The organism is Streptomyces sp. NPDC031466 (assembly GCF_055581265.1).
In genome coordinates, this window is sequence record NZ_JBVIJT010000006.1 from 569,537 (window position 1) to 588,926 (window position 19,390).

Here is a 19,390-nt window from a genome sequence, read left to right on the forward strand (position 1 = left end):
GACGCGAGGCGGAGCCGGCGGGCGGACAAGCGCCGGACGGCACACGGGAGTTGGCGGCGAGCGGGAGGGGAGGGTCGCGGTGAACGGCAGGCGGGGCGAGCGGGTGGCCGGTGCGCGAGTGGCGGGTGTGCGGGGCGGGCGGTCCGGCGGCCGGGCGGGACACGCCGTGACGCGGAGGGTGCGACGGCGGCGGGCGGCCGTCCTCGTCACGGTCCTGACCGGGCTCGCCCTCGCGCTGCTGCCGCAGGCGCCCGCGCCGGCGTCCGACGAGCCGGGCGTGCGGCTGTCCGTGCCCCGGGCGGGCCCCGGCGGTCACGTCACCGTCAAGGGTGCGGGCTGGCGGCCCGGTGCCCTGCTCATGCTGCTCATCTGCGGTCGGGCCGAGCCCGGCCGGGGCGCCGCCGGCACCACCGACGCGTGCGCCAACTCCGAGGGGCGCGCCGTCACCACGGACGAGGACGGCGCCTTCAGCAGGCAGCTCCCCGTGGTCGAGCCGCCCGAGCCGTGCCCCTGCGTCGTCCGGGTCGCCACGGTGACGGGTGAGAAGGCGCGGACGGACACCGCGTTCAAGGTCACGGGCCACCCCGTGAAGCCGTTGCCCCCGCCGGGCGGCGACGGCAGGCTCACCGTCCTCACCGGCGCCCGCCTCGACGGTTCGGACGGGCTGCTGACCTGGTTCGGGGCACCGCCGCGACGCACGCTCACGTTCACGGTCGGCAACGTCGGCGCGGAGCCCGTCAAGGACCCCGTCTTCCAGATCGGTACCTCCCACGGCGTGTTCGCGCCGCGGTGGGAGGAGCAGCAGTGGCGCGGCACCGTCGCGCCCGGCGGGAGGGCGCGGATCGAGCTGCCGGTGGAGCTGGCGGCGGGCGCGCACGGCGACTACCTCGTCTCGGTGAAGCTCGACGGGCGGATCCTCGCCGAGCAGCCGTGGGGCGTGGGGCGCCCGTGGGGCGTCACCGTCTTCTGGCTGATGCTCGTGGTCGTGGTGCCCACCGCCGTCTTCCGCGTCGCCATGACCGCGATCGCCCGCCTCCGCCCACACCGCCCCCCGGGCCGCCACCGCACCCCCCGTCCCCCGACCCACCCGACACCGTGGCTCACCCCCGACCGTTAACCCCCAGGGGCCCGGGAAACGGCGTGCCCAGCCCCACCCACCCCACAGCGCCCGCACCCTCGGTGCCCTGACCGCCCCCGTCAGGAACGACCCCCCCCAGGGGCGCGGGGAACTGCGCGCTCAGCCACAGCCGGTCCGCGGTCGCCCGACGACCGCAACCCCGCAGACGCGTCTGCCCACGGCGGTGCCTTGGCGGGTGCGGGCCGTTCGCGGGTTGCGCGCGCAGTTCCCCGCGCCCCTGGCGGGGTTGGGCGTGGGCCGGGACCAGTGCGGTACCGACCAGGGGCGTACCCGAGGGGCGTCAGGCGTGGGAGCGGAGCCAGCGGAGTACCGACCGGGCCGTGCCCGGGGTCTTGAGGAGGGCGCCCCCGTGCGCGGAGCCACGCAGCGTGCGGACCGTCACGTCGGTGAGCCCCGCCCGACGCTGCGCGGAGGCAAGCTCGGCCGAGTGGGCCGGGGCCACGAAGTCACCGGCGGAGTGGAGCAGGAACAGCGGCGCGTCCTCCGCGCCCGACGCATGCGTCCTGGCCGCCAGATCGTCCCACCGCGCCCAGCAGCGGATCCCACCGAGATCCGGCGAGCACCCGGCGAGCCGCACGGCGGCCCGGCGCAGCGCCCTGCGGTCCGCGTCGGCCCCCCGCGCCCCGCCGTCCGCCCACGCGCGGTACGGCGAGGCGACGGGGGACAGGGCCACGACCGCCCGCGCCCGCGAGGCCCCCGCCCCGTAGGAGGCGGCCTGCACGGCCAGGTGCCCGCCCGCGGACGAACCGAGCACGAGCGGCCGCTCCCCGTGCTCCCGGTGCCGCACCCAGCGCAACGCGGCCAGCACGTCGTCGCGCTGCGCGGGCCACGCGGCGTCCGACGTCAGCCGGTAGTCGGTGTCGTAGACGGTGAAGCCCCGGGCGGCGAACCACCGCGCCCGCCCGCTCCAGTCGGTGTCCCTGGCCCAGGAGCCGCCGTGCACGATCACCAGGGCGGGCCGCCGCGCGGACGGGGGCCCGTACACGGTGATGTTCTGGCGGGCGTGGCCCCCGTACGAGAAGACCTGCCCGGCCGGCGGCCGGGGCGCGGCCTCGGCGGCGGCACCGGGCGACAGCAGTGCTCCGCAGAGGGCCAGGGGCAGCAGCAAGGTTCGGCGCATGGGGCAGATGTTCCATCGGCGCGGGCCGTCAGGCGCGCAGAAACGCGAAGGGCCACCGCACCGGGTGGTGCGGCGGCCCTTCGTTCGGTTCGGGCGGGGGCCCGGACCGGGGTGCGTCAGTTGACGGAACCCATCAGCTGCTTGACCTTCTTGCGGGAGGTCCAGATGCCGAAGCCCGCGATGACCGCGATGATCGCCTCGATGGCGACGGCGCCCGAGTTGTTCAGGTCGACGCCGAGCTGCGGCGACGTCAGCAGGCCCGTCACGGAGTCACCGGCGGTGACCGCGAGGAACCAGACACCCATCATCTGGGCGCTGTACTTCTCCGGGGCCATCTTCGTGGTGAGGGAGAGGCCGACCGGGGACAGGCACAGCTCGCCGACGGTCTGGATGAAGTAGATCGCGACCAGCCACATCGGGCTGACCCGGCCGCCGTTGGCGGCGGTGTCGATCAGCGGGATGAGGAAGACGGCGAAGGAGATGCCGATCAGCGTCAGGCTGGAGGCGAACTTGACGGCCGTGCTCGGCTCCTTGCCCCGCTTGTTCAGCCACAGCCACGCCGAGGCGACCACGGGGGCGAGCGCCATGATGAAGATCGGGTTCAGCGACTGGTACCAGGAGGTCGGGAAGTCGAACCCGAGGAGGTTGTTCGTCGTCGAGGTCTCGCCGAAGATCGACAGGGTCGAGCCGTTCTGGTCGTAGATCATCCAGAAGACGGCGGCGACCACGAAGAACCAGATGTAGCCGGACAGCTTGGAGTGCTCCAGCTGCGACAGGTCCTTGTCGCGCTTCATGCGGGCGAGGACGGCGACGGGGATGACCAGACCGGCGATGATCAGCGGCATCAGCGCCCAGTCGGCGAAGTTCCCGGTGACGCCCATCAGCGTGTAGAGCGCGGCCGCGACGATCAGCCAGATCAGGCCGGTGCGCAGGGCGGAGGCGCGCTGCTCCGGCGTGGCGGGCTGCGAGATCACGCTGCTCTGGGCGCTCAGGTGGCGCGAGCCGAGCATGAACTGGGCGAGGCCGAGGCCCATGCCGGCCGCGGCGAGCGCGAAGCCGAGGTGCCAGTTGACGTTCTCGCCGACGGTGCCGATGGTCAGCGGGGCGAGGAAGGCGCCGAGGTTGATGCCGATGTAGAAGAGCGTGAAGCCACCGTCGCGGCGCGGGTCCTTCGGGCCGTCGTAGAGGTGGCCGACCATCACGGAGATGTTCGCCTTCAGCAGGCCGGAGCCGAGCGCGACGAGCGCGAGGCCGGCGAAGAAGGACCCCGAGTTGGGCAGCGCGAGGGTGATGTGGCCGAGGATGACGACGCAGGCGCCGATGACGACCGTCTTGCGCGGACCCCAGAAGCGGTCGGCCATCCAGCCGCCGGGCAGGGCGAGCAGGTAGACCATCGACATGTAGACGGAGTAGATCGCCGTCGCCGTCGTGGCGCTCATGTTCATGCCGCCGGGGGCGATCAAGTACAGCGGGAGCAGTGCCTTCATGCCGTAGAAGCTGTACCGCTCCCACATCTCGGTCATGAAGAGTGTGGCCAGTCCGCGGGGGTGGCCGAAGAAGGTCTTCTGGGAGCCAGGGGTACTGGCGGAGTCCTTCGTCAGGCTGGACGCCATGGGTCGATCCTCGTGGGTTCGGGACGCGCGACGACGCGTGAGCGCGCCCGGTGGGGGGCGGTCGGCACCGGTTCCGCGCCTCCCCCGCCCCACGCCCGGGGGAGGTTCACCCCCGGTTCACGGGGGTGAGGGAACGCGGACTCCGGGATCCACACCCTGGGCGCATCCTCGCGCGCAGGGCCCGACCACAGGTCATTCCTTTCAAGGCTGGCCGAAGCCGGCCCGCACATAAAAGAGACCTAAGGCGCGCACAGTGGGCCAAAGGTCCTTCAATAGTGCATCAGGCGTTGGGTCACCATACGACACGGCAGGGATGCATATGGAAGGACTTGAGAGATGGATCACAGGTTTCGCTGCAACCAACAGCACACAATCAAAGGTGTTCCTCAGGATCGCATCCCATAGCCGCAGGCGTTCCCCTCCACTGTGCGATCACCGCACAGCCCCCGTCCGGTCCGGACTACCATCACCCCATGACCCGTGTACTGCTCGCCGAGGACGACGCGTCCATCTCGGAGCCGCTGGCCCGCGCCCTGCGCAGGGAGGGTTACGAGGTCGAAGTGCGTGAGGACGGCCCGACCGCTCTCGACGCCGGACTCCAGGGCGGCGTGGACCTGGTCGTACTCGATCTGGGGCTGCCCGGCATGGACGGCCTGGAGGTCGCACGCCGGCTGCGCGCCGACGGGCTCACGGTGCCGATCCTCATCCTGACCGCGCGCGCCGACGAGGTGGACACCGTCGTCGGCCTGGACGCGGGCGCCGACGACTACGTGACCAAGCCCTTCCGCCTCGCCGAGCTGCTGGCCCGGGTCCGGGCCCTGCTGCGGCGCGGCGCCACGGAGCACAAGGAGGCGCCGTCCACGCACGGCGTGCGGATCGACGTCGAGTCGCACCGCGCCTGGATGGGCGACGACGAACTCCAGCTCACCGCCAAGGAGTTCGACCTGCTCCGGGTCCTGGTGCGCGACGCGGGCCGGGTCGTCACGCGCGACCAGCTGATGCGCGAGGTCTGGGACACGACGTGGTGGTCGTCCACCAAGACGCTGGACATGCACATCTCCTGGCTGCGCAAGAAGCTGGGTGACGACGCGGCGAATCCCCGATACATCGCCACCGTGCGGGGCGTCGGTTTCCGCTTCGAGAAGAGCTGAGTCTCGCCGGGGGCGGTTTTTTGGCGGCCCCTGGAGTGCCCCCTAAGGGGCGCGGGGAACTGCGCGCGCAACCCGGGGGCGGGCCGCACCCGCTGGGACACCGCCGTGCGCAGACGCGTCTGCGGGGTCTTTGTCGAAGGGCCGCTGCGGGTCGGCCGTGGCTGGTCGCGCAGTTCCCCGCGCCCCTGGGGGGGTCGCACCTAGGGCGCTGTGCACGGGCGCCGCCCAGGGAGTTTTCGGGCGTCGCCCATGACATCGGCGGGATCCGCGACACTGAGTAGATGCGTCGCCGACTGATCAACTCCACCCTCGCCGTCGTCCTCGTCGTGATCGCCGTCTTCGGCGTGAGCCTCGTCATCGTGGAGACGAGGACCATCAGCAGCAGCGCCCAGGAACGCGTGGACTCGGAGGCCATGCGCCTCGCCAGCATCGTCGACAGCCGGCTCATCAGCCAGGAGCGGATCAGCTCGGCCATCCTGCGCGACCAGGTCGCCACCGCGCGCTACGCCCGCATCGAGATCCCCGGCCGCTCGTCCATCGAGATCGGCAAGCGGCCCGACGGCGACGTGATCAGCGCCACCCGCCCCGGCGAGCAGGGCGAGAGGGTCACCGTCCAGGAGCCGCGCGCCGCCGTCACCCGGGAGGTCGGCCGCACCCTGCTGATCATCGCCGCCGTGGCGCTGCTCGCCATCATCGCCGCCGTGCTGCTCGCCGTGCGCCAGGCCAACCGTCTCGCCTCCCCGCTCACCGACCTCGCGGAGACCGCGGAGCGCCTCGGCTCCGGGGACTCCCGGCCCCGCCACAAGCGGTACGGCGTGCCGGAGCTGGACCGGGTCGCCGACGTCCTGGACGCCTCGGCCGACCGCATCGGCCGCATGCTCACCGCCGAACGGCGGCTGGCCGCCGACGCCTCGCACCAGCTGCGCACCCCGCTGACCGCGCTGTCCATGCGGCTGGAGGAGATCACCGTCACCGACGACCTGACCACGGTGAAGGAGGAGGCGACGATCGCGCTGGCCCAGGTGGAGCGGCTCACCGACGTCGTGGAGCGGCTGCTCACCAACTCCCGCGACCCGCGCACCGGCTCCGCCGTCGCCTTCGACCTGGACGAGGTCATCAAGCAGCAGCTGGAGGAGTGGCGGCCCGCCTACCGCAGCGCGGGCCGCGCCATCGTCAGCTCCGGCAAGCGGCACCTGGAGGCGGTGGGCACGCCGGGCGCGGTGGCGCAGGTCCTCGCGGCGCTGATCGAGAACTCCCTGATGCACGGTGGCGGCACCGTCGCCCTGCGCACCCGCGTCACCGGCAACCAGGCGGTCGTGGAGGTCACCGACGAGGGCCCCGGCGTACCGGCCGACCTCGGTGCGCGGATCTTCGAGCGGACCATCAGCGGCCGCAACTCCACGGGCATCGGCCTCGCCGTGGCCCGCGACCTGGCCGAGGCGGACGGGGGCCGCCTGGAGATGCTCCAGACGAAGCCGCCGGTCTTCGGGCTCTTCCTGTCGCGCACGCCGATCTCCGCGGCGGAGACCATGGCCGAGACCGTCAGGTGAGATCCCGCCGGAGCGCGCGCGAGGGCCCGCTCAGCGCACGCGGCGCGCCACGGGCCGCTCGTCCGGGTCCCGGCGCAGGGACGGCTCCTGGCGCAGGGACGGCTCCTTGGCCAGGAACGATTCGGCATGGGCGACGGCCTCGCGCGCGGGCAGCGCCTTGAACACCCAGGTGCGGTACGACCAGAACCGGAAGAGCGTGGCGATGCCCATGCCGAGGAACTTGAAGAAGTTGGCCTGGAGCCTGCCGTCCCAGCCGAACCAGTACGTCGCCGCGTAGAGCACGCCGTTCTCGATCACCAGGCCGACCGCGCTGAACAGCAGGAACAGTGTGAGTTCCTTGGTGCGCCCGCTCTTGTCACGGTCTTTGTACGTGAAGTAGCGGAACCCCACGTAGTTGAAGACGATGGCGACCAGCGTGGCGATCACGCTCGCGCGCACCACGTGCAGATCGGTCACATGCCGTACGAGGTTGAAGACACCGAAGTTGACCAAGGTGCCGACCGCTCCCACGGCCCCGAACTTGGCGACCTCCCGGGCCAGCTGGTCCAGTCGCACGCGCAGTGCGCCCCGTTCCGTCATGGTGGTCGCCCCAGCCCCCGTCGATTCGTACCGGACACCGCGGCCCGGTCGTGTACGCGCCGACGGATAGGTGATTCGGTCATGTCGACCCAGCCATGCTAACCAGCGCGCTCCACGGCCGCGCGCGGGCCCGCGGTGACCGCGGCGCCGCTGTGCCGGGAGGGGCCCGCGCGGCCCGGGGGGCAACGCCGTTCCCGGGTGGCCGGGAATGGCCGATACCCTGGGGGTGTGACGTTCCCGGTAGTCGGCATGGTCGGCGGCGGTCAGCTCGCCCGCATGACCCACGAGGCGGGCATCCCCCTCGGCCTGAAATTCAAGCTCCTCAGTGACACCCCGCAGGATTCCGCGGCGCAGGTCGTCGGCGATGTCGTGATCGGCGACTATCGCGACCTGGACACGCTGCGTGACTTCGCGCGGGGCTGCGATGTGATCACCTTCGATCACGAACACGTACCCACCGAGCACCTCAGGGCCCTGGAGGCGGACGGCATCCCCGTGCGCCCGGGGCCCGACGCGTTGGTGCACGCCCAGGACAAGGGCGTGATGCGCGAGAAGCTCACGGAGATCGGCGTGCCGTGCCCGCGCCACCGGATCGTGAGGGACCCGGCCGACGCGGCCGCCTTCGCGGCCGAGGGCGACGGCTTCCCGGTCATCCTGAAGACGGTGCGGGGCGGCTACGACGGGAAGGGGGTGTGGTTCGTGCGTTCCGTCGAGGACGCCGAGGACCCCTTCCGGGCCGGCGTTCCGGTGCTCGCCGAGGAGAAGGTCGACTTCGTGCGCGAACTGGCGGCGAACGTCGTCCGCTCGCCGCACGGCCAAGCCGTCGCCTACCCCGTCGTGGAGTCCCGGCAGGTCGACGGCGTGTGCGACACCGTCATCGCCCCGGCGCCCGGCCTGAGCGAGTCCCTGGCCGGCGAGGCGCAGGAGCTGGCGCTGCGCGTCGCCGACGAGCTGGGCGTGGTCGGCCACCTCGCCGTGGAGCTGTTCGAGACGCGCGACGGCCGCATCCTCGTCAACGAACTGGCGATGCGCCCCCACAACTCCGGCCACTGGACCCAGGACGGCGCGATCACCTCGCAGTTCGCCAACCACGTACGGGCCGTCCTGGACCTGCCGCTCGGCGATCCGCGCCCGCGCGCCAAGTGGACCGTGATGGCCAATGTGCTGGGCGGCGACTACCCCGACATGTACGCGGCGTACCTGCACTGCATGGCCCGGGACCCGCAGCTCAAGATCCACATGTACGGCAAGGACGTGAAGCCCGGCCGCAAGGTCGGCCACGTCAACACCTACGGCGACGACCTCGACGACGTGCTGGAGCGCGCCCGTCACGCAGCCGGCTACCTCAGAGGAACGATCACCGAATGACCTCCCCCGTTGTTGGCATCGTCATGGGCTCCGACTCCGACTGGACCGTCATGGAGGGCGCCGCCAAGGTCCTGGACGAGTTCGAGATCCCCTTCGAGGTCGACGTCGTGTCCGCGCACCGCATGCCGCGCGAGATGATCGCGTACGGCGAGCAGGCCGCGGACCGCGGCCTCAAGGTGATCATCGCGGGCGCGGGCGGCGCCGCCCACCTGCCCGGCATGCTGGCCTCGGTGACGCCGTTGCCGGTGATCGGCGTCCCCGTCCCGCTGAAGTACCTGGACGGCATGGACAGCCTGCTCTCCATCGTGCAGATGCCCGCGGGCGTCCCGGTGGCGACGGTCTCGGTGGGCGGCGCGCGCAACGCGGGCCTGCTCGCGGCCCGCGTCCTCGCCGCGCACGACGCCGAACTCCTCACCCGTATGCGGGAGTTCCAGCAGGAACTGAACGACCAGGCGACGGAGAAGGGCAAGCGGCTGCGCGCCAAGGTCGAGGGAGCGGGTGCCGGATTCGGCTTCGGTCCGGGAAAGTGAGCGCATGACTTCTGCCGGTGATCCCGCGATCTCCCTCGGCGCCCCGCTCGACGCGGCGCGCGCTCTCCTCGCCGACTTCCCCGTCGTCGACGGGCACAACGACCTGCCATGGGCCCTGCGCGAGAAGGCGGGCTACGACCTCGACCGCCTCGACATCGCCTCGGACCAGACGGGCAGCCTGCACACCGACCTGGCCCGGCTGCGCGCCGGCGGGGTCGGCGCGCAGTTCTGGTCGGTGTACGTCCGCACCGATCTGACGGGCGACGCGGCGGTCAGCGCCACGCTCGAACAGATCGACTGCGTCGAGCGGTTGCTGGCCCGCCACCCGGCGGACCTGGCCCGCGCGCTGACGGCGGCGGACATGGAGCAGGCCCGGAGCGAGGGCCGCATCGCCTCCCTGATGGGAGCCGAGGGCGGCCACTCCATCAACAACTCCCTCGCCACGCTACGGGCGTTGCACGCGCTCGGCGTGCGCTACATGACGCTCACGCACAACGACAACATCGCGTGGGCGGACTCCGCGACGGACGAGCCCCGCGTCGGGGGCCTGTCCGCCTTCGGCCGCGAGGTCGTGCGCGAGATGAACCGCGTCGGCATGCTGGTCGACCTCTCGCACGTGGCGGCGACGACGATGCGGGCGGCGCTGGACACCTCGGTGGCCCCGGTGATCTTCTCGCACTCGTCCTCGCGGGCGGTGTGCGACCACCCGCGCAACATCCCCGACGACGTCCTGGAGCGGCTGCCCGCCAACGGCGGCGTGGCGATGGCGACCTTCGTACCGAAGTTCGTGCTCCAGGCGGCGGTCGACTGGACGGTGGCGGCCGACGAGAACATGCGCGCGCACGGCTTCCACCACCTCGACACCACGCCCGAGGCGATGAAGGTCCACGCGGCCTTCGAGGAGTCGACGCCGCGCCCGATCGCGACGGCGGCCACGGTCGCCGACCACCTGGACCACATGCGCGAGGTGGCGGGCATCGACCACATCGGCATCGGCGGCGACTACGACGGCACGGCGTTCACGCCGGCCGGCCTGGACGACGTCGCGGGCTACCCGAACCTGATCGCGGAACTGCTCACCCGGGGCTGGTCGAGGCCCGACCTCGCCAAGCTGACGTGGCAGAACGCGGTACGGGTCCTGGGCGCGGCGGAGGCCGTGGCCAGGGACGAGCAGTCCCGCCGGGGGCCGTCCGTGGCCACCCTGGACCAGCTGGACGGCTGACCCTCCCGCACGCAGATGGGGGTGCCACCCGAGCGGGCGGCACCCCCATCGACATATGCCCCGCGCCCACGGCGGGCTCGGCGCGCTTCCCGCTACGGCAGGTTCCTCGCCATCACGATGCGCTGGACCTGGTTCGTGCCCTCGTAGATCTGCGTGATCTTCGCGTCCCGCATCATGCGCTCCACGGGGTAGTCCCGCGTGTAGCCGTAGCCGCCGAGGAGCTGGACGGCGTCCGTGGTGACCTCCATCGCGACGTCCGAGGCGAAGCACTTGGCGGCCGCGCCCTGGAAGGTGAGGTCCTTGTCGCCGCGCTCCGACTTGGCCGCGGCGGCGTACGTCAGCTGACGTGCCGCCTCGATCTTCATCGCCATGTCGGCGAGCATGAACTGGATGCCCTGGAAGTCGGCGATCGGCTTGCCGAACTGCTTGCGCTCCTGGACGTAGCCCTTGGCGTAGTCGAGGGCGCCCTGCGCGATGCCGAGGGCCTGCGCCGCGATGGTGATGCGGGTGTGGTCCAGGGTCTTCATGGCGGTCGCGAAGCCCGTGCCCTCCTCGCCGATCATGCGGTCGGCGGGGATGCGGACGTTGTCGAGGTAGACCTCGCGGGTGGGGGAGCCCTTGATGCCGAGCTTGCGCTCCGGGGCGCCGAAGGAGACGCCCTCGTCGGACTTCTCCACGACGAAGGCGCTGATGCCCTTGGAGCGCTTGGTCGGGTCGGTGACGGCCATGACCGTGTAGTACTCGGAGACGCCCGCGTTGGTGATCCAGCGCTTCACGCCGTTGAGGACGTAGCTGTCCCCGTCGCGGACCGCCTTCGTCTTCATGCCGGCGGCGTCCGAACCCGCGTCCGGCTCGCTCAGGCAGTACGAGAACATGCCCTCTCCCTTGGCGAGCGGCGCCATGTACTTCTTCTTCAGCTCCTCGGAGCCGGAGAGGATGACCGGCAGCGAGCCGAGCTTGTTCACGGCCGGGATGAGGGAGGAGCTGGCGCAGACGCGGGCCACTTCCTCGATCACGATGACGGTCGCCAGGGCGTCCGCGCCCGCACCGCCGTAGCTCTCCGGCACGTGCACGGCGTGCAGGTCGTTCGCGACCAGCGCGTCGAGGGCCTCCTGCGGGAAGCGGGCCTCCTCGTCGACCGCGGCGGCGAACGGCGCGATCTTCGCCTCGGCCAGCGAGCGGATCGCGTCCCGGAGCATGTCGTGCTCCTCGGACGGGCGGTACAGGTCGAAATCAGCCGATCCGGCCAAGGTCTCTCACGCTCCAAGGATGCTAATTACCGTTAAGTAACCCAAATTTTAGTGGTGTCACCCCTGCGACGGATACGTGAGCTTGGCGACAGCGGGAATCGTGCCCGGTGAGAGGCCCGGATACGCCCGACTATGCTCGGTCAGCGCACGCAGCCGTCAGCCCCGCAGACCCTCTGGAGCACCGCATGGCCCTCAAGATCACCGTGATCGGCACCGGCTATCTCGGCGCCACGCACGCCGCGGCCATGGCCGAACTCGGCTTCGAGGTCCTCGGTCTTGACGTCGTGCCGGAGAAGGTCGACATGCTCCAGCGGGGCGAAGTGCCCATGTACGAGCCCGGCCTCGCGGAACTGCTCCGCAAGCACGTCGCCGGCATCGAGGGCTCCAGCGGCCGGCTGCGCTTCACCATGGACCCGGCGGAGGTCGCCGAGTTCGGTGACGTCCACTTCATCTGCGTGAACACCCCGCAGAAGCACGGGGAGTACGCGTGCGACATGTCGTACGTCGACGCGGCGGTGGAGTCGCTGGCCAAGCACCTGAACAGGGCCGCCCTGGTCGTCGGCAAGTCCACCGTGCCCGTCGGCAGCGCGGACCGGCTCGCGGCCCGCATCCTGGAGCTGGCCCCCGCGGGCGACGCGGTCGAGCTGGCGTGGAACCCCGAGTTCCTGCGTGAGGGCTTCGCCGTGCAGGACACGCTGCGCCCCGACCGGATCGTGGTCGGCGTGCGCAGCGAGCGCGCCGAGAAGCTGCTGCGCGAGGTGTACGCGACGCCGGTCGCCGAGGGCTCGCCCTTCGTCGTCACCGACTTCCCGACGGCGGAGCTGGTGAAGACCTCCGCGAACTCCTTCCTCGCCACGAAGATCTCCTTCATCAACGCCATGGCGGAGGTGTGCGAGGCCGCGGGCGGCGACGTCGTGAAGCTCGCCGAGGCGCTCGGCCACGACGACCGGATCGGCAAGAAGTTCCTGCGCGCCGGGATCGGCTTCGGCGGCGGCTGCCTGCCCAAGGACATCCGCGCCTTCATGGCCCGGGCCGGCGAGCTGGGCGCCGACCAGGCCCTGACCTTCCTGCGCGAGATCGACTCCATCAACATGCGCCGGCGCGGCCAGATGGTCGAGATGGCCCGCGAGGCGCTCGGCGGCGGCTCCTTCCTCGGCAAGCGGGTCGCGGTGCTCGGCGCCACCTTCAAGCCGGACTCGGACGACGTCCGCGACTCCCCGGCGCTCAACGTCGCCGGGCAGATCCACCTCCAGGGCGGCCAGGTCACCGTCTACGACCCCAAGGGCATGGCCAACGCCCGCCGGCTCTTCCCCACCCTCGGCTACGCGGACACGGCGGTGGACGCCGTGCGCGGCGCGGACGTCGTGCTGCACCTCACGGAGTGGCGCGAGTTCCGCGAGCTGGACCCGGCGGCGCTCGCCTCCGTGGCGGCCGCCCCGGTCATCCTGGACGGCCGCAACGCGCTGGACCCCGAGACCTGGCGGGCGGCCGGCTGGACCTACCGCGCGATGGGCAGGCCGGCGGCCTAGCGAGGCTCACCGCAGGGCCGGGGGCCCCGCAGGCGTCACCGGCCCAGCGAGGGGATCACCGCAGGGCCAGCGGCGTCTCCGCCTCGACGCGGGACAGCTTCTCCGGGTTGCGCACGTAGTAGAGGCCGGTGATCCGCTCGCCGTCCTCCGCGACGCGGACCGCCATGACGCCGTCCAGCTCCCCGTCCAGGCGTACGAGGAGCGCGGGGCTGCCGTTGACCACGGTGGGCTCGGTGGTGATCGTGGCGCGGGTCTTGGCGGAACCGCCGAGGTAGAGGCGGGCCACCTTCAGGGCGCCGATGATCGGGCGCAGCGCGGCCTGCTTGATGCCGCCGCCGTCGCTCACCAGGACGACCTCCGGGGCGAGCACGTCAAGCAGGTTCTGCAGGTCCCTGGTCTCCAGGGCCTGCCGGAAGGCGTCAAGGGCCGCCCGCGCCCTGCGCGGGGAGACCGTCTGGCGCGGGCGGCGGGCCTCGACGTGCCGGCGGGCGCGGTGGGCGATCTGGCGCACGGCGGCGGGACTCTTGTCGACGGCGGCCGCGATCTCGTCGTAGCCGATGTCGAAGGCCTCGCGTAGCACGAAGACGGCGCGCTCGGTCGGGGAGAGCGTCTCGAGGACGAGCATCATCGCCATCGACACGCTCTCCGCCAGCTCGACGTCCTCGGCCACGTCCGGCGCGGTGAGGAGCGGCTCGGGCAGCCACTGGCCGACGTAGGCCTCCTTGCGGCGCTTGAGGGTGCGCAGCCGGTTGAGCGCCTGCCGGGTGGTGATCCGGACGAGGTAGGCGCGTTTGTCGTCCACCTGCTCCAGGTCGACCCCGGCCCACCGCAGCCAGGTCTCCTGGAGGACGTCCTCGGCGTCGGCCGCCGAGCCGAGCATCTCGTAGGCGACGGTGAACAGGAGGTTGCGGTGGGCGACGAATGTCTCGGTCGCGGGATCGACGGGGTGCTCGCTCATGGCTCGACGTCCTCATCGTGGGCGGCTCTGGCGGCTCTGGCGGCTCTGGCGGGTCTGACGGGTCGGTGGCGGGTCGGTGGCGGATCGTTGGCAGCCGAACGATCTTGCCCCACCCGCCGGTGTCCGGTCAGGCCTTTTGCTCGACGGGCGCGGACGTCTCGCCCTGCCCGGCACCGGCCTGGAGCACCCGACGGCGCCTGGTGTCACCGGGGATGCGGTGCAGCCGGTAGGCGCCCGGCTTGCTCCCCTCGTCGGCCAGGTGCTTGAGGACGCTCGAGCAGATGGCCTCCTTGACCTTCGCGCCCAGGCCGCCGTCGATGTGGAAGCCCACCGCCACGTCGGACCTGTTGGCGAACTGGAAGATGCCCTCGCCCCGGCCGAGGCTGACGCACTGCGCCCCGAACGGCTGCTTGAGGTCGGCGGGCCGTTCGCCGGCGAGCCGGCTGAGCACGGTGTCGGCGGCCCGCGCGCCCATCGGCATCGCGGCCTGGCAGCTCATCCGCAGCGCGAGCCCCGACGGCACCGCAGAGTCCCCGGCCGCGACGATGCGCTCGTCGTCCACGCTGGTCAGCGTCTCGTCCGTGAGCAGGCGGCCCAGGGCGTCGGTGCGCAGCCCGCTCCGGGCGGCCAGGTCGGGCACGCCGAAGCCGACGGTCCATACGGTGACCTGGCTCGGCAGCTCGCGGCCGTCGGCGAGCCGTACGGCGTCGGGAGTCACCTCCGTCGCCTTCGTGCCGGCGCCGTCCAGCACGACGACCCCGAGCCGGGCCAGGCGCGCGGCCACCGACCGGCGGCCCTTGGCGTGCAGGTAGGGGCCGAGCAGGCCGCCGCAGACCAGGGTCACGGCCCGCCCCGCCTCGGCCAGTTCGGCGGCGGTCTCGATGCCGGTGGGACCGGCTCCGACGACCGTCACCGGGGCGGTCGCGGGCGTGGCGTCGAGGACCGGCCGCAGCCGCCGCGCGTCCTCCAGGGAGGCGAGGGGGTGGGCGAACTCGGCCGCTCCGGGCACGCCCGGGTCGGCGCTCGCGCTGCCCACCGCGTAGACCAGGTAGTCGTAGGCGAGCGTGCCGCCCGAGGCCAGGGCCAGGGTCCGGCCCGGCGCGTCGATCCGCTCCACGGAGTCGACGACCAGCCGCACGCGCCCGGCCAGGACCTCGCGGTAGTCGACGACCGCCTCACCGGTCCCGCCCACCAGCTGGTGCAGGCGGATCCGGTGCACGAAGGACGGGCGGGGGTTGATCAGCGTGACGTTCACGTCGCCGCGCAGGGTCAGGCGGTTGGCCGCCATCACGCCGGCGTAACCGCCGCCGATCACGACCACATCGGTGTTCTCAGCCATGGTGTCTCTCCTCCGCTTCAGGGGTTCGACCTCAAGACACCGGACCCCTCACGGCTGTGACCGAATGTGATGGGCATCACTTCTACGGCTGCGCTGTGCTGTGTCGGGAGTGGCGTGTTTACGCCGATGCGCCTGGGCACCCGTTCTGCCTCTGCGCCTGTTGAGCCTGCCGAGAAGGAGGAGAGTCATGAGCGACCAGCACGACGCCGCCCCCATCGCCCGTCTGCACAACGTCGTCTTCGACAGCCCGCGCCCCCGCGAACTCGCGGAGTTCTACGCCGCGATCCTGGGCGGCACCATCGAGGGCGACGACGACTGGGTCGACGTGGTGGCCGCCGGCCGCGCCAAGATGTCGTTCCAGCGGGTGCCGGACCTGCGCCCGCCCGAGTGGCCGCGCGCCGACCTCAACGCCCAGCAGATCCACCTGGACCTCGACATCGGCAGCACCGACGAGGAGCTGGCGGCCGCCCAGGAGAAGGTGCTCGCCCTCGGCGCGCGCCCCCTCGACCTGGACGACGACGGGGGCAAGCGCGACTTCCGCGTGTACGCCGACCCCGCGGGGCACCCGTTCTGCCTCTGCAAGTTCTCCTGACGGGGAAGCCCCCGTGGGGGCCCTGACGGGGAGGTCCCTGTGAGGGCCCTGACGGGGAGGTCCCGGACCCGCCGCTAGCCGTCCAGCCGCTCCATCTTCGCCGTGGAGGCCGTCCTGCGCTCCCGCGCCGCCCGGGCCGTGAAGTCCGTGCTGCGCAGGACGCGTTGGAGGTTCCCCCAGGTGAGCCCGGCCACCTCGGCCTCGGTCCAGTCGCGTTCGAGCAGTTCGGTGATCAGCCGCGGATAGCCCGACGTGTCGTCGAGCCCCTCCGGGTGCTCCTCCGGGGTGTCGTACGTCCCCGACAGGCCGACGCACTCCGGTCCGGCGACGCGGCGCACATGGTCGAGGTGGTCCGCCACCTCGCGCACGGAGGCACCGGTCCGCCCGGCGGCCAGCGGCACCATGCACAGCCCCTTGGCGGCGCCCACCTCGGCGAGCAGTTCGTCGGACAGGTTGTCCGGATGGTCGCGCAGGGCGAGCGCACCGGAGCGGGTGAAGATCGCCGGCGCCTTGGAGATGGCCAGCACCCGCCGCACCGTCGCCTCCGACGCGCCGGACAGGTCCGCGAGGATCCCGAGCCGGTTCATCTCCCGTACGACCTCCTCGCCGAAGGCCGACAGGCCGCCCGGCCCGGCCCACGTCGTGCCGCGCAGGGTGAGCGCGCACAGGCCCAGGCTGTGCAGCGCGCGCAGCGTGCCCAGCGAGTCGCCGATCGCGACCCCGCGGGCGGGGCCGATCAGCGTGGCGATGCGGCCGCAGTTGCGGGCGTCGGTGACCTCCGAGGCGTCCCGGGCGAGCCGCAGCCCCTCGGGGTGCGCCCCGACGACGTGCTTCACGAGGTCGATCTGTTCGAGGGTGGCGCGCACGACGCGGTCGGCGCCCAGCCGCTCCGGCACGTACACGGACCAGAGCTGGGCCCCGACCCGCCCGGCGCGCAGCCGCGGCAGGTCGCTCTCCAGGCCGCTGTCGCCCGTCTCGAAGTCGTACCAGGGAAGGTCGCGCAGCGCCCCCGGCAGGCCGCAGTACCCGTCGGCGACGGGATGCTCGCCGAGCACGGCGCGGGCTCGCGCGTAGGGGTCCTTCGCCCACGCGGGCCCCGTGTCGTCCGCCCGCGCGGGCCCCGGCCCTGCGGAACCGGGATCGCTCGGCGCCGCGGCGGGCGGGTCGGGCCGGGGGTCCGGCCGGGAGTAGTCCGGGCCGGGGGACTCGTCGAGCTTCCCGGCCTCGGCGGTGGAGTTGATCTCGTCCTGCAGGTCTGCCATGGCAGGGCTCCGGACGTCGGGGGTAGCAGGTGTGCACCACCGTGACATGCCGGAGCCCGAGGGTCGCGACGGAGGGGCCGTTCGGAGTACGGCGAAGGGCCCCTCGCGGGCTCAGTTGCCCGCGACCGTCACCTTGTCGTCGTTGTTCAGCTGGTTGACCAGCTGCTTGACCTTGGCCTTGTCCCACAGGAGGTTGCCGCCCGCCGTACCGGCGATCGGCATGTTCATGGACTTGCCGTCCCCGCCGGTGACGCCCTTCATGGCCCAGAACATGGACGCCACGTCCATCAGACCCATGTCCTTGTCGACGATCAGCGTGTCCAGGCCCGCGCTCATCGTGGGGTAGAGCTTGAAGGGGTTCATGACGGTGCCGGGCGTCGCCGCCTGGTTCGCGAGGGCCGCGAGGAACTTCTGCTGGTTCTTCGTGCGGTCCAGGTCGCTGCCCGGCAGCGCGTACCGGGTGCGGACGAAGGCGAGGGCCTGCTCGCCGTTGAGGGTCTGCTTGCCCGCCTCGAAGTCGGCGCCGGACTTCTTGTCCTTGAAGCCCTTGGGGATGTCCAGCTCCACGCCGCCGACCGCGTCCACGATCTCGGCGAAGCCGCCGAAGCCGATCTCGGCGTAGTGGTCGATGCGCAGGCCGGTGTTGTACTCGACGGTCCGCACGAGCAGCTCGGGGCCGTCCTCCGCGTAGGCGGCGTTCAGCTTCGTCTGGCGGCCCTGGTTCGGGTAGAGCTTGCCGGACTCGGCGCCCTTGAAGGAGGGGATCGTCACGTTCGAGTCGCGGGGCAGCGAGATCATCGTGTTCCCGCCGTCGTCCGCGACGTGCAGGATCATCATCGAGTCCGTGCGCTTGCCGTCGGCGGAACCCGTGTGGAGCCGCTTCTTGTCCTCGTCGGACATGCCCTCGCGGCTGTCGGAGCCCACGATCAGGTAGTTCGTGCCCGCGCCGCCCTCGGGCCGCTCGATGACCTTGGAGAGGTCGACCTCGCGCTTGAGCTTGCCGTCGGCCCAGAAGTACGTCGCCACGGACGTCACGAGCAGCACGGACACGAGGGTGATCGAGCCGATCTTGATGCGGCGCCGCCAGTCCGGCGCGGGGCGCGGGCCACGCGACCGCCCCTCGGTGCCGCCTCCACCCCGGCCGGACCCCGAGGCGGGCTGGCCGTACACCTGGCCGGTGTTGTAGCCGCTGTCGTGGCTCTGGCCGTACGCGTCCCGGCGCGGGGCGCGGGGCTCGAAGACCTCGTCGCGGGCGTCGCCGTACGGCTGCCCGTCGCCGTAGCGCTCGCCGTGTCCGTCGTCGTACGCGGGCTGCTGCGGGACGCCACCCGGCGGCGGCCCGGCGGGGCGGGCGGGGCCGCCGCGCTGGATGTGGCGCATCACGCGGGCGCCGTCGGGCTGGGAGTCCCCGCTGCCGCGGCCGTAGCCACGGCCGCCCGCCTGATTGTCTGGCCAATCGCTCATGTGGCCCAGTGTGCAGTGCCGGACCGCGCCGCATACAGGGAGGTCGACAATTCGGGCCCAGCCTGTTGCAGAGCTGATGCAAAGCGGCCGGGGAGAGCACGTCCACCCGCCCGGCATAGGGTGGAGGGCATGACTGATCAGGCCTCCCGCCCGGCGGCGTCCGGCGCTGCGGAAAGCGTCCGGGCCCCCGAGGCGGTTCCGGGCAAGCCGACCTCGGCGTCCCGCACCACACTCAGCCACATCATGACCCACAACGACACCAACCTCCTCGGTACGGTGCACGGCGGTGTGATCATGAAACTGGTGGACGACGCGGCGGGCGCCGTCGCCGGGCGCCACTCGGGCGGGCCCGCGGTCACCGCGTCGATGGACGAGATGGTCTTCCTGGAACCGGTCCGCGTAGGGGACCTCGTCCATGTGAAGGCCCAGGTCAACTGGACCGGACGCAGCTCCATGGAGGTCGGCGTCCGGGTTCTGGCCGAGCGGTGGAACGAGTCGACGCCCGCCCAGCAGGTCGGCTCCGCCTATCTCGTCTTCGCCGCCGTCGACGCGGACGGCAGGCCCCGGACGGTTCCGCCGGTGCTGCCGGAGACGGATCGCGACCGCCGCCGCTACCAGGAGGCCCAGATCCGCCGCACCCACCGCCTCGCCCGCCGCCGGGCGATCAAGGAGCTGCGGGAGGCGCGCGCGGCCGAGGGGTTCGACGACTGAGGCCGGCGCCGGAG

The 19,390-nt window shown here is 72.2% G+C and carries 17 protein-coding genes; 9 read left to right on the plus strand and 8 right to left on the minus strand.

All coding sequences use genetic code 11. The features are described 5' to 3' along the window. The first annotated feature begins 79 nt into the window (after positions 1-79). The gene (locus tag ACZ5GP_RS17795) at positions 80-1,117 is read left to right on the plus strand and encodes a hypothetical protein (protein WP_468751724.1); all 1,038 of its coding nucleotides are present in this window, start codon (positions 80-82) and stop codon (positions 1,115-1,117) included. Between the two features lie 301 nt (positions 1,118-1,418). Here ACZ5GP_RS17795 and ACZ5GP_RS17800 read toward each other — a convergent pair whose 3' ends face one another. Further along, positions 1,419-2,258, minus strand: coding sequence for an alpha/beta hydrolase (locus tag ACZ5GP_RS17800; RefSeq protein ID WP_468751725.1), 840 nt, complete (start codon positions 2,256-2,258; stop codon positions 1,419-1,421). 116 nt (positions 2,259-2,374) lie between these two features. Beyond that, on the minus strand, positions 2,375-3,871 hold the full coding sequence (locus ACZ5GP_RS17805) for a peptide MFS transporter (RefSeq protein ID WP_468751726.1): 1,497 nt from the start codon (positions 3,869-3,871) through the stop codon (positions 2,375-2,377). A 473-nt stretch (positions 3,872-4,344) separates the two neighbouring features. Here ACZ5GP_RS17805 and ACZ5GP_RS17810 point away from each other — a divergent pair, with 473 nt between their 5' ends. Next, positions 4,345-5,022: a response regulator transcription factor gene (locus ACZ5GP_RS17810; protein WP_055534262.1), complete on the plus strand. Its 678-nt coding sequence runs from the start codon at positions 4,345-4,347 to the stop codon at positions 5,020-5,022. 281 nt (positions 5,023-5,303) lie between these two features. After that, positions 5,304-6,572: an ATP-binding protein gene (locus ACZ5GP_RS17815; protein WP_468751727.1), complete on the plus strand. Its 1,269-nt coding sequence runs from the start codon at positions 5,304-5,306 to the stop codon at positions 6,570-6,572. Between the two features lie 30 nt (positions 6,573-6,602). Here ACZ5GP_RS17815 and ACZ5GP_RS17820 read toward each other — a convergent pair whose 3' ends face one another. Continuing rightward, complete coding sequence (locus ACZ5GP_RS17820; protein WP_468751728.1) at positions 6,603-7,151, minus strand: GtrA family protein; 549 nt, start codon at positions 7,149-7,151, stop codon at positions 6,603-6,605. A 249-nt stretch (positions 7,152-7,400) separates the two neighbouring features. Between ACZ5GP_RS17820 and ACZ5GP_RS17825 the strand changes: the two genes are divergently transcribed. The 3 genes from ACZ5GP_RS17825 to ACZ5GP_RS17835 are packed head-to-tail and all read left to right on the plus strand — an operon-like array spanning position 7,401 to position 10,271. Then, complete coding sequence (locus ACZ5GP_RS17825) at positions 7,401-8,519, plus strand: 5-(carboxyamino)imidazole ribonucleotide synthase (RefSeq protein WP_468751790.1); 1,119 nt, start codon at positions 7,401-7,403, stop codon at positions 8,517-8,519. Next, complete coding sequence (gene purE, locus ACZ5GP_RS17830; RefSeq protein ID WP_468751729.1) at positions 8,516-9,049, plus strand: 5-(carboxyamino)imidazole ribonucleotide mutase; 534 nt, start codon at positions 8,516-8,518, stop codon at positions 9,047-9,049. Before ACZ5GP_RS17825 ends, purE begins: the two co-directional genes overlap by 4 nt. Positions 9,050-9,053: 4 nt before the next feature. After that, positions 9,054-10,271, plus strand: a complete 1,218-nt coding sequence (locus ACZ5GP_RS17835) for a dipeptidase (RefSeq protein WP_468751730.1) — start codon at positions 9,054-9,056, stop codon at positions 10,269-10,271. A gap of 92 nt (positions 10,272-10,363) precedes the next feature. On the opposite strand, the gene ACZ5GP_RS17840 is transcribed toward ACZ5GP_RS17835, so the two are convergent. Next, positions 10,364-11,521 (minus strand): acyl-CoA dehydrogenase, encoded by a 1,158-nt coding sequence (locus ACZ5GP_RS17840; protein WP_468751731.1) that lies wholly within the window; start codon positions 11,519-11,521, stop codon positions 10,364-10,366. Positions 11,522-11,706: 185 nt separating this feature from the next. Between ACZ5GP_RS17840 and ACZ5GP_RS17845 the strand changes: the two genes are divergently transcribed. Further along, positions 11,707-13,050, plus strand: a complete 1,344-nt coding sequence (locus ACZ5GP_RS17845; RefSeq protein ID WP_358587401.1) for a UDP-glucose dehydrogenase family protein — start codon at positions 11,707-11,709, stop codon at positions 13,048-13,050. Positions 13,051-13,105: 55 nt separating this feature from the next. Here the strand turns inward: ACZ5GP_RS17845 and ACZ5GP_RS17850 are convergent, their stop codons facing one another. Together ACZ5GP_RS17850 and ACZ5GP_RS17855 are read right to left on the minus strand one after the other, a co-directional pair. Then, entirely contained in the window at positions 13,106-14,008 is a 903-nt protein-coding gene (locus ACZ5GP_RS17850) for an RNA polymerase sigma-70 factor (protein WP_468751732.1), read from the minus strand. Positions 14,009-14,135: 127 nt separating this feature from the next. After that, positions 14,136-15,347, minus strand: coding sequence for an NAD(P)/FAD-dependent oxidoreductase (locus ACZ5GP_RS17855; RefSeq protein ID WP_468751733.1), 1,212 nt, complete (start codon positions 15,345-15,347; stop codon positions 14,136-14,138). Between the two features lie 187 nt (positions 15,348-15,534). On the opposite strand from ACZ5GP_RS17855, the gene ACZ5GP_RS17860 reads away from it, so the two are divergent. Beyond that, the gene (locus ACZ5GP_RS17860) at positions 15,535-15,939 is read left to right on the plus strand and encodes a VOC family protein (protein ID WP_468751734.1); all 405 of its coding nucleotides are present in this window, start codon (positions 15,535-15,537) and stop codon (positions 15,937-15,939) included. A 74-nt stretch (positions 15,940-16,013) separates the two neighbouring features. On the opposite strand, the gene ACZ5GP_RS17865 is transcribed toward ACZ5GP_RS17860, so the two are convergent. Beyond that, positions 16,014-17,201, minus strand: a complete 1,188-nt coding sequence (locus ACZ5GP_RS17865; protein ID WP_468751735.1) for a dipeptidase — start codon at positions 17,199-17,201, stop codon at positions 16,014-16,016. A gap of 111 nt (positions 17,202-17,312) precedes the next feature. Next, positions 17,313-18,665, minus strand: coding sequence for an LCP family protein (locus tag ACZ5GP_RS17870; RefSeq protein WP_468751736.1), 1,353 nt, complete (start codon positions 18,663-18,665; stop codon positions 17,313-17,315). Between the two features lie 129 nt (positions 18,666-18,794). Here ACZ5GP_RS17870 and ACZ5GP_RS17875 point away from each other — a divergent pair, with 129 nt between their 5' ends. Continuing rightward, positions 18,795-19,376, plus strand: coding sequence for an acyl-CoA thioesterase (locus ACZ5GP_RS17875; protein WP_468751737.1), 582 nt, complete (start codon positions 18,795-18,797; stop codon positions 19,374-19,376). Positions 19,377-19,390: the final 14 nt, after the last annotated feature.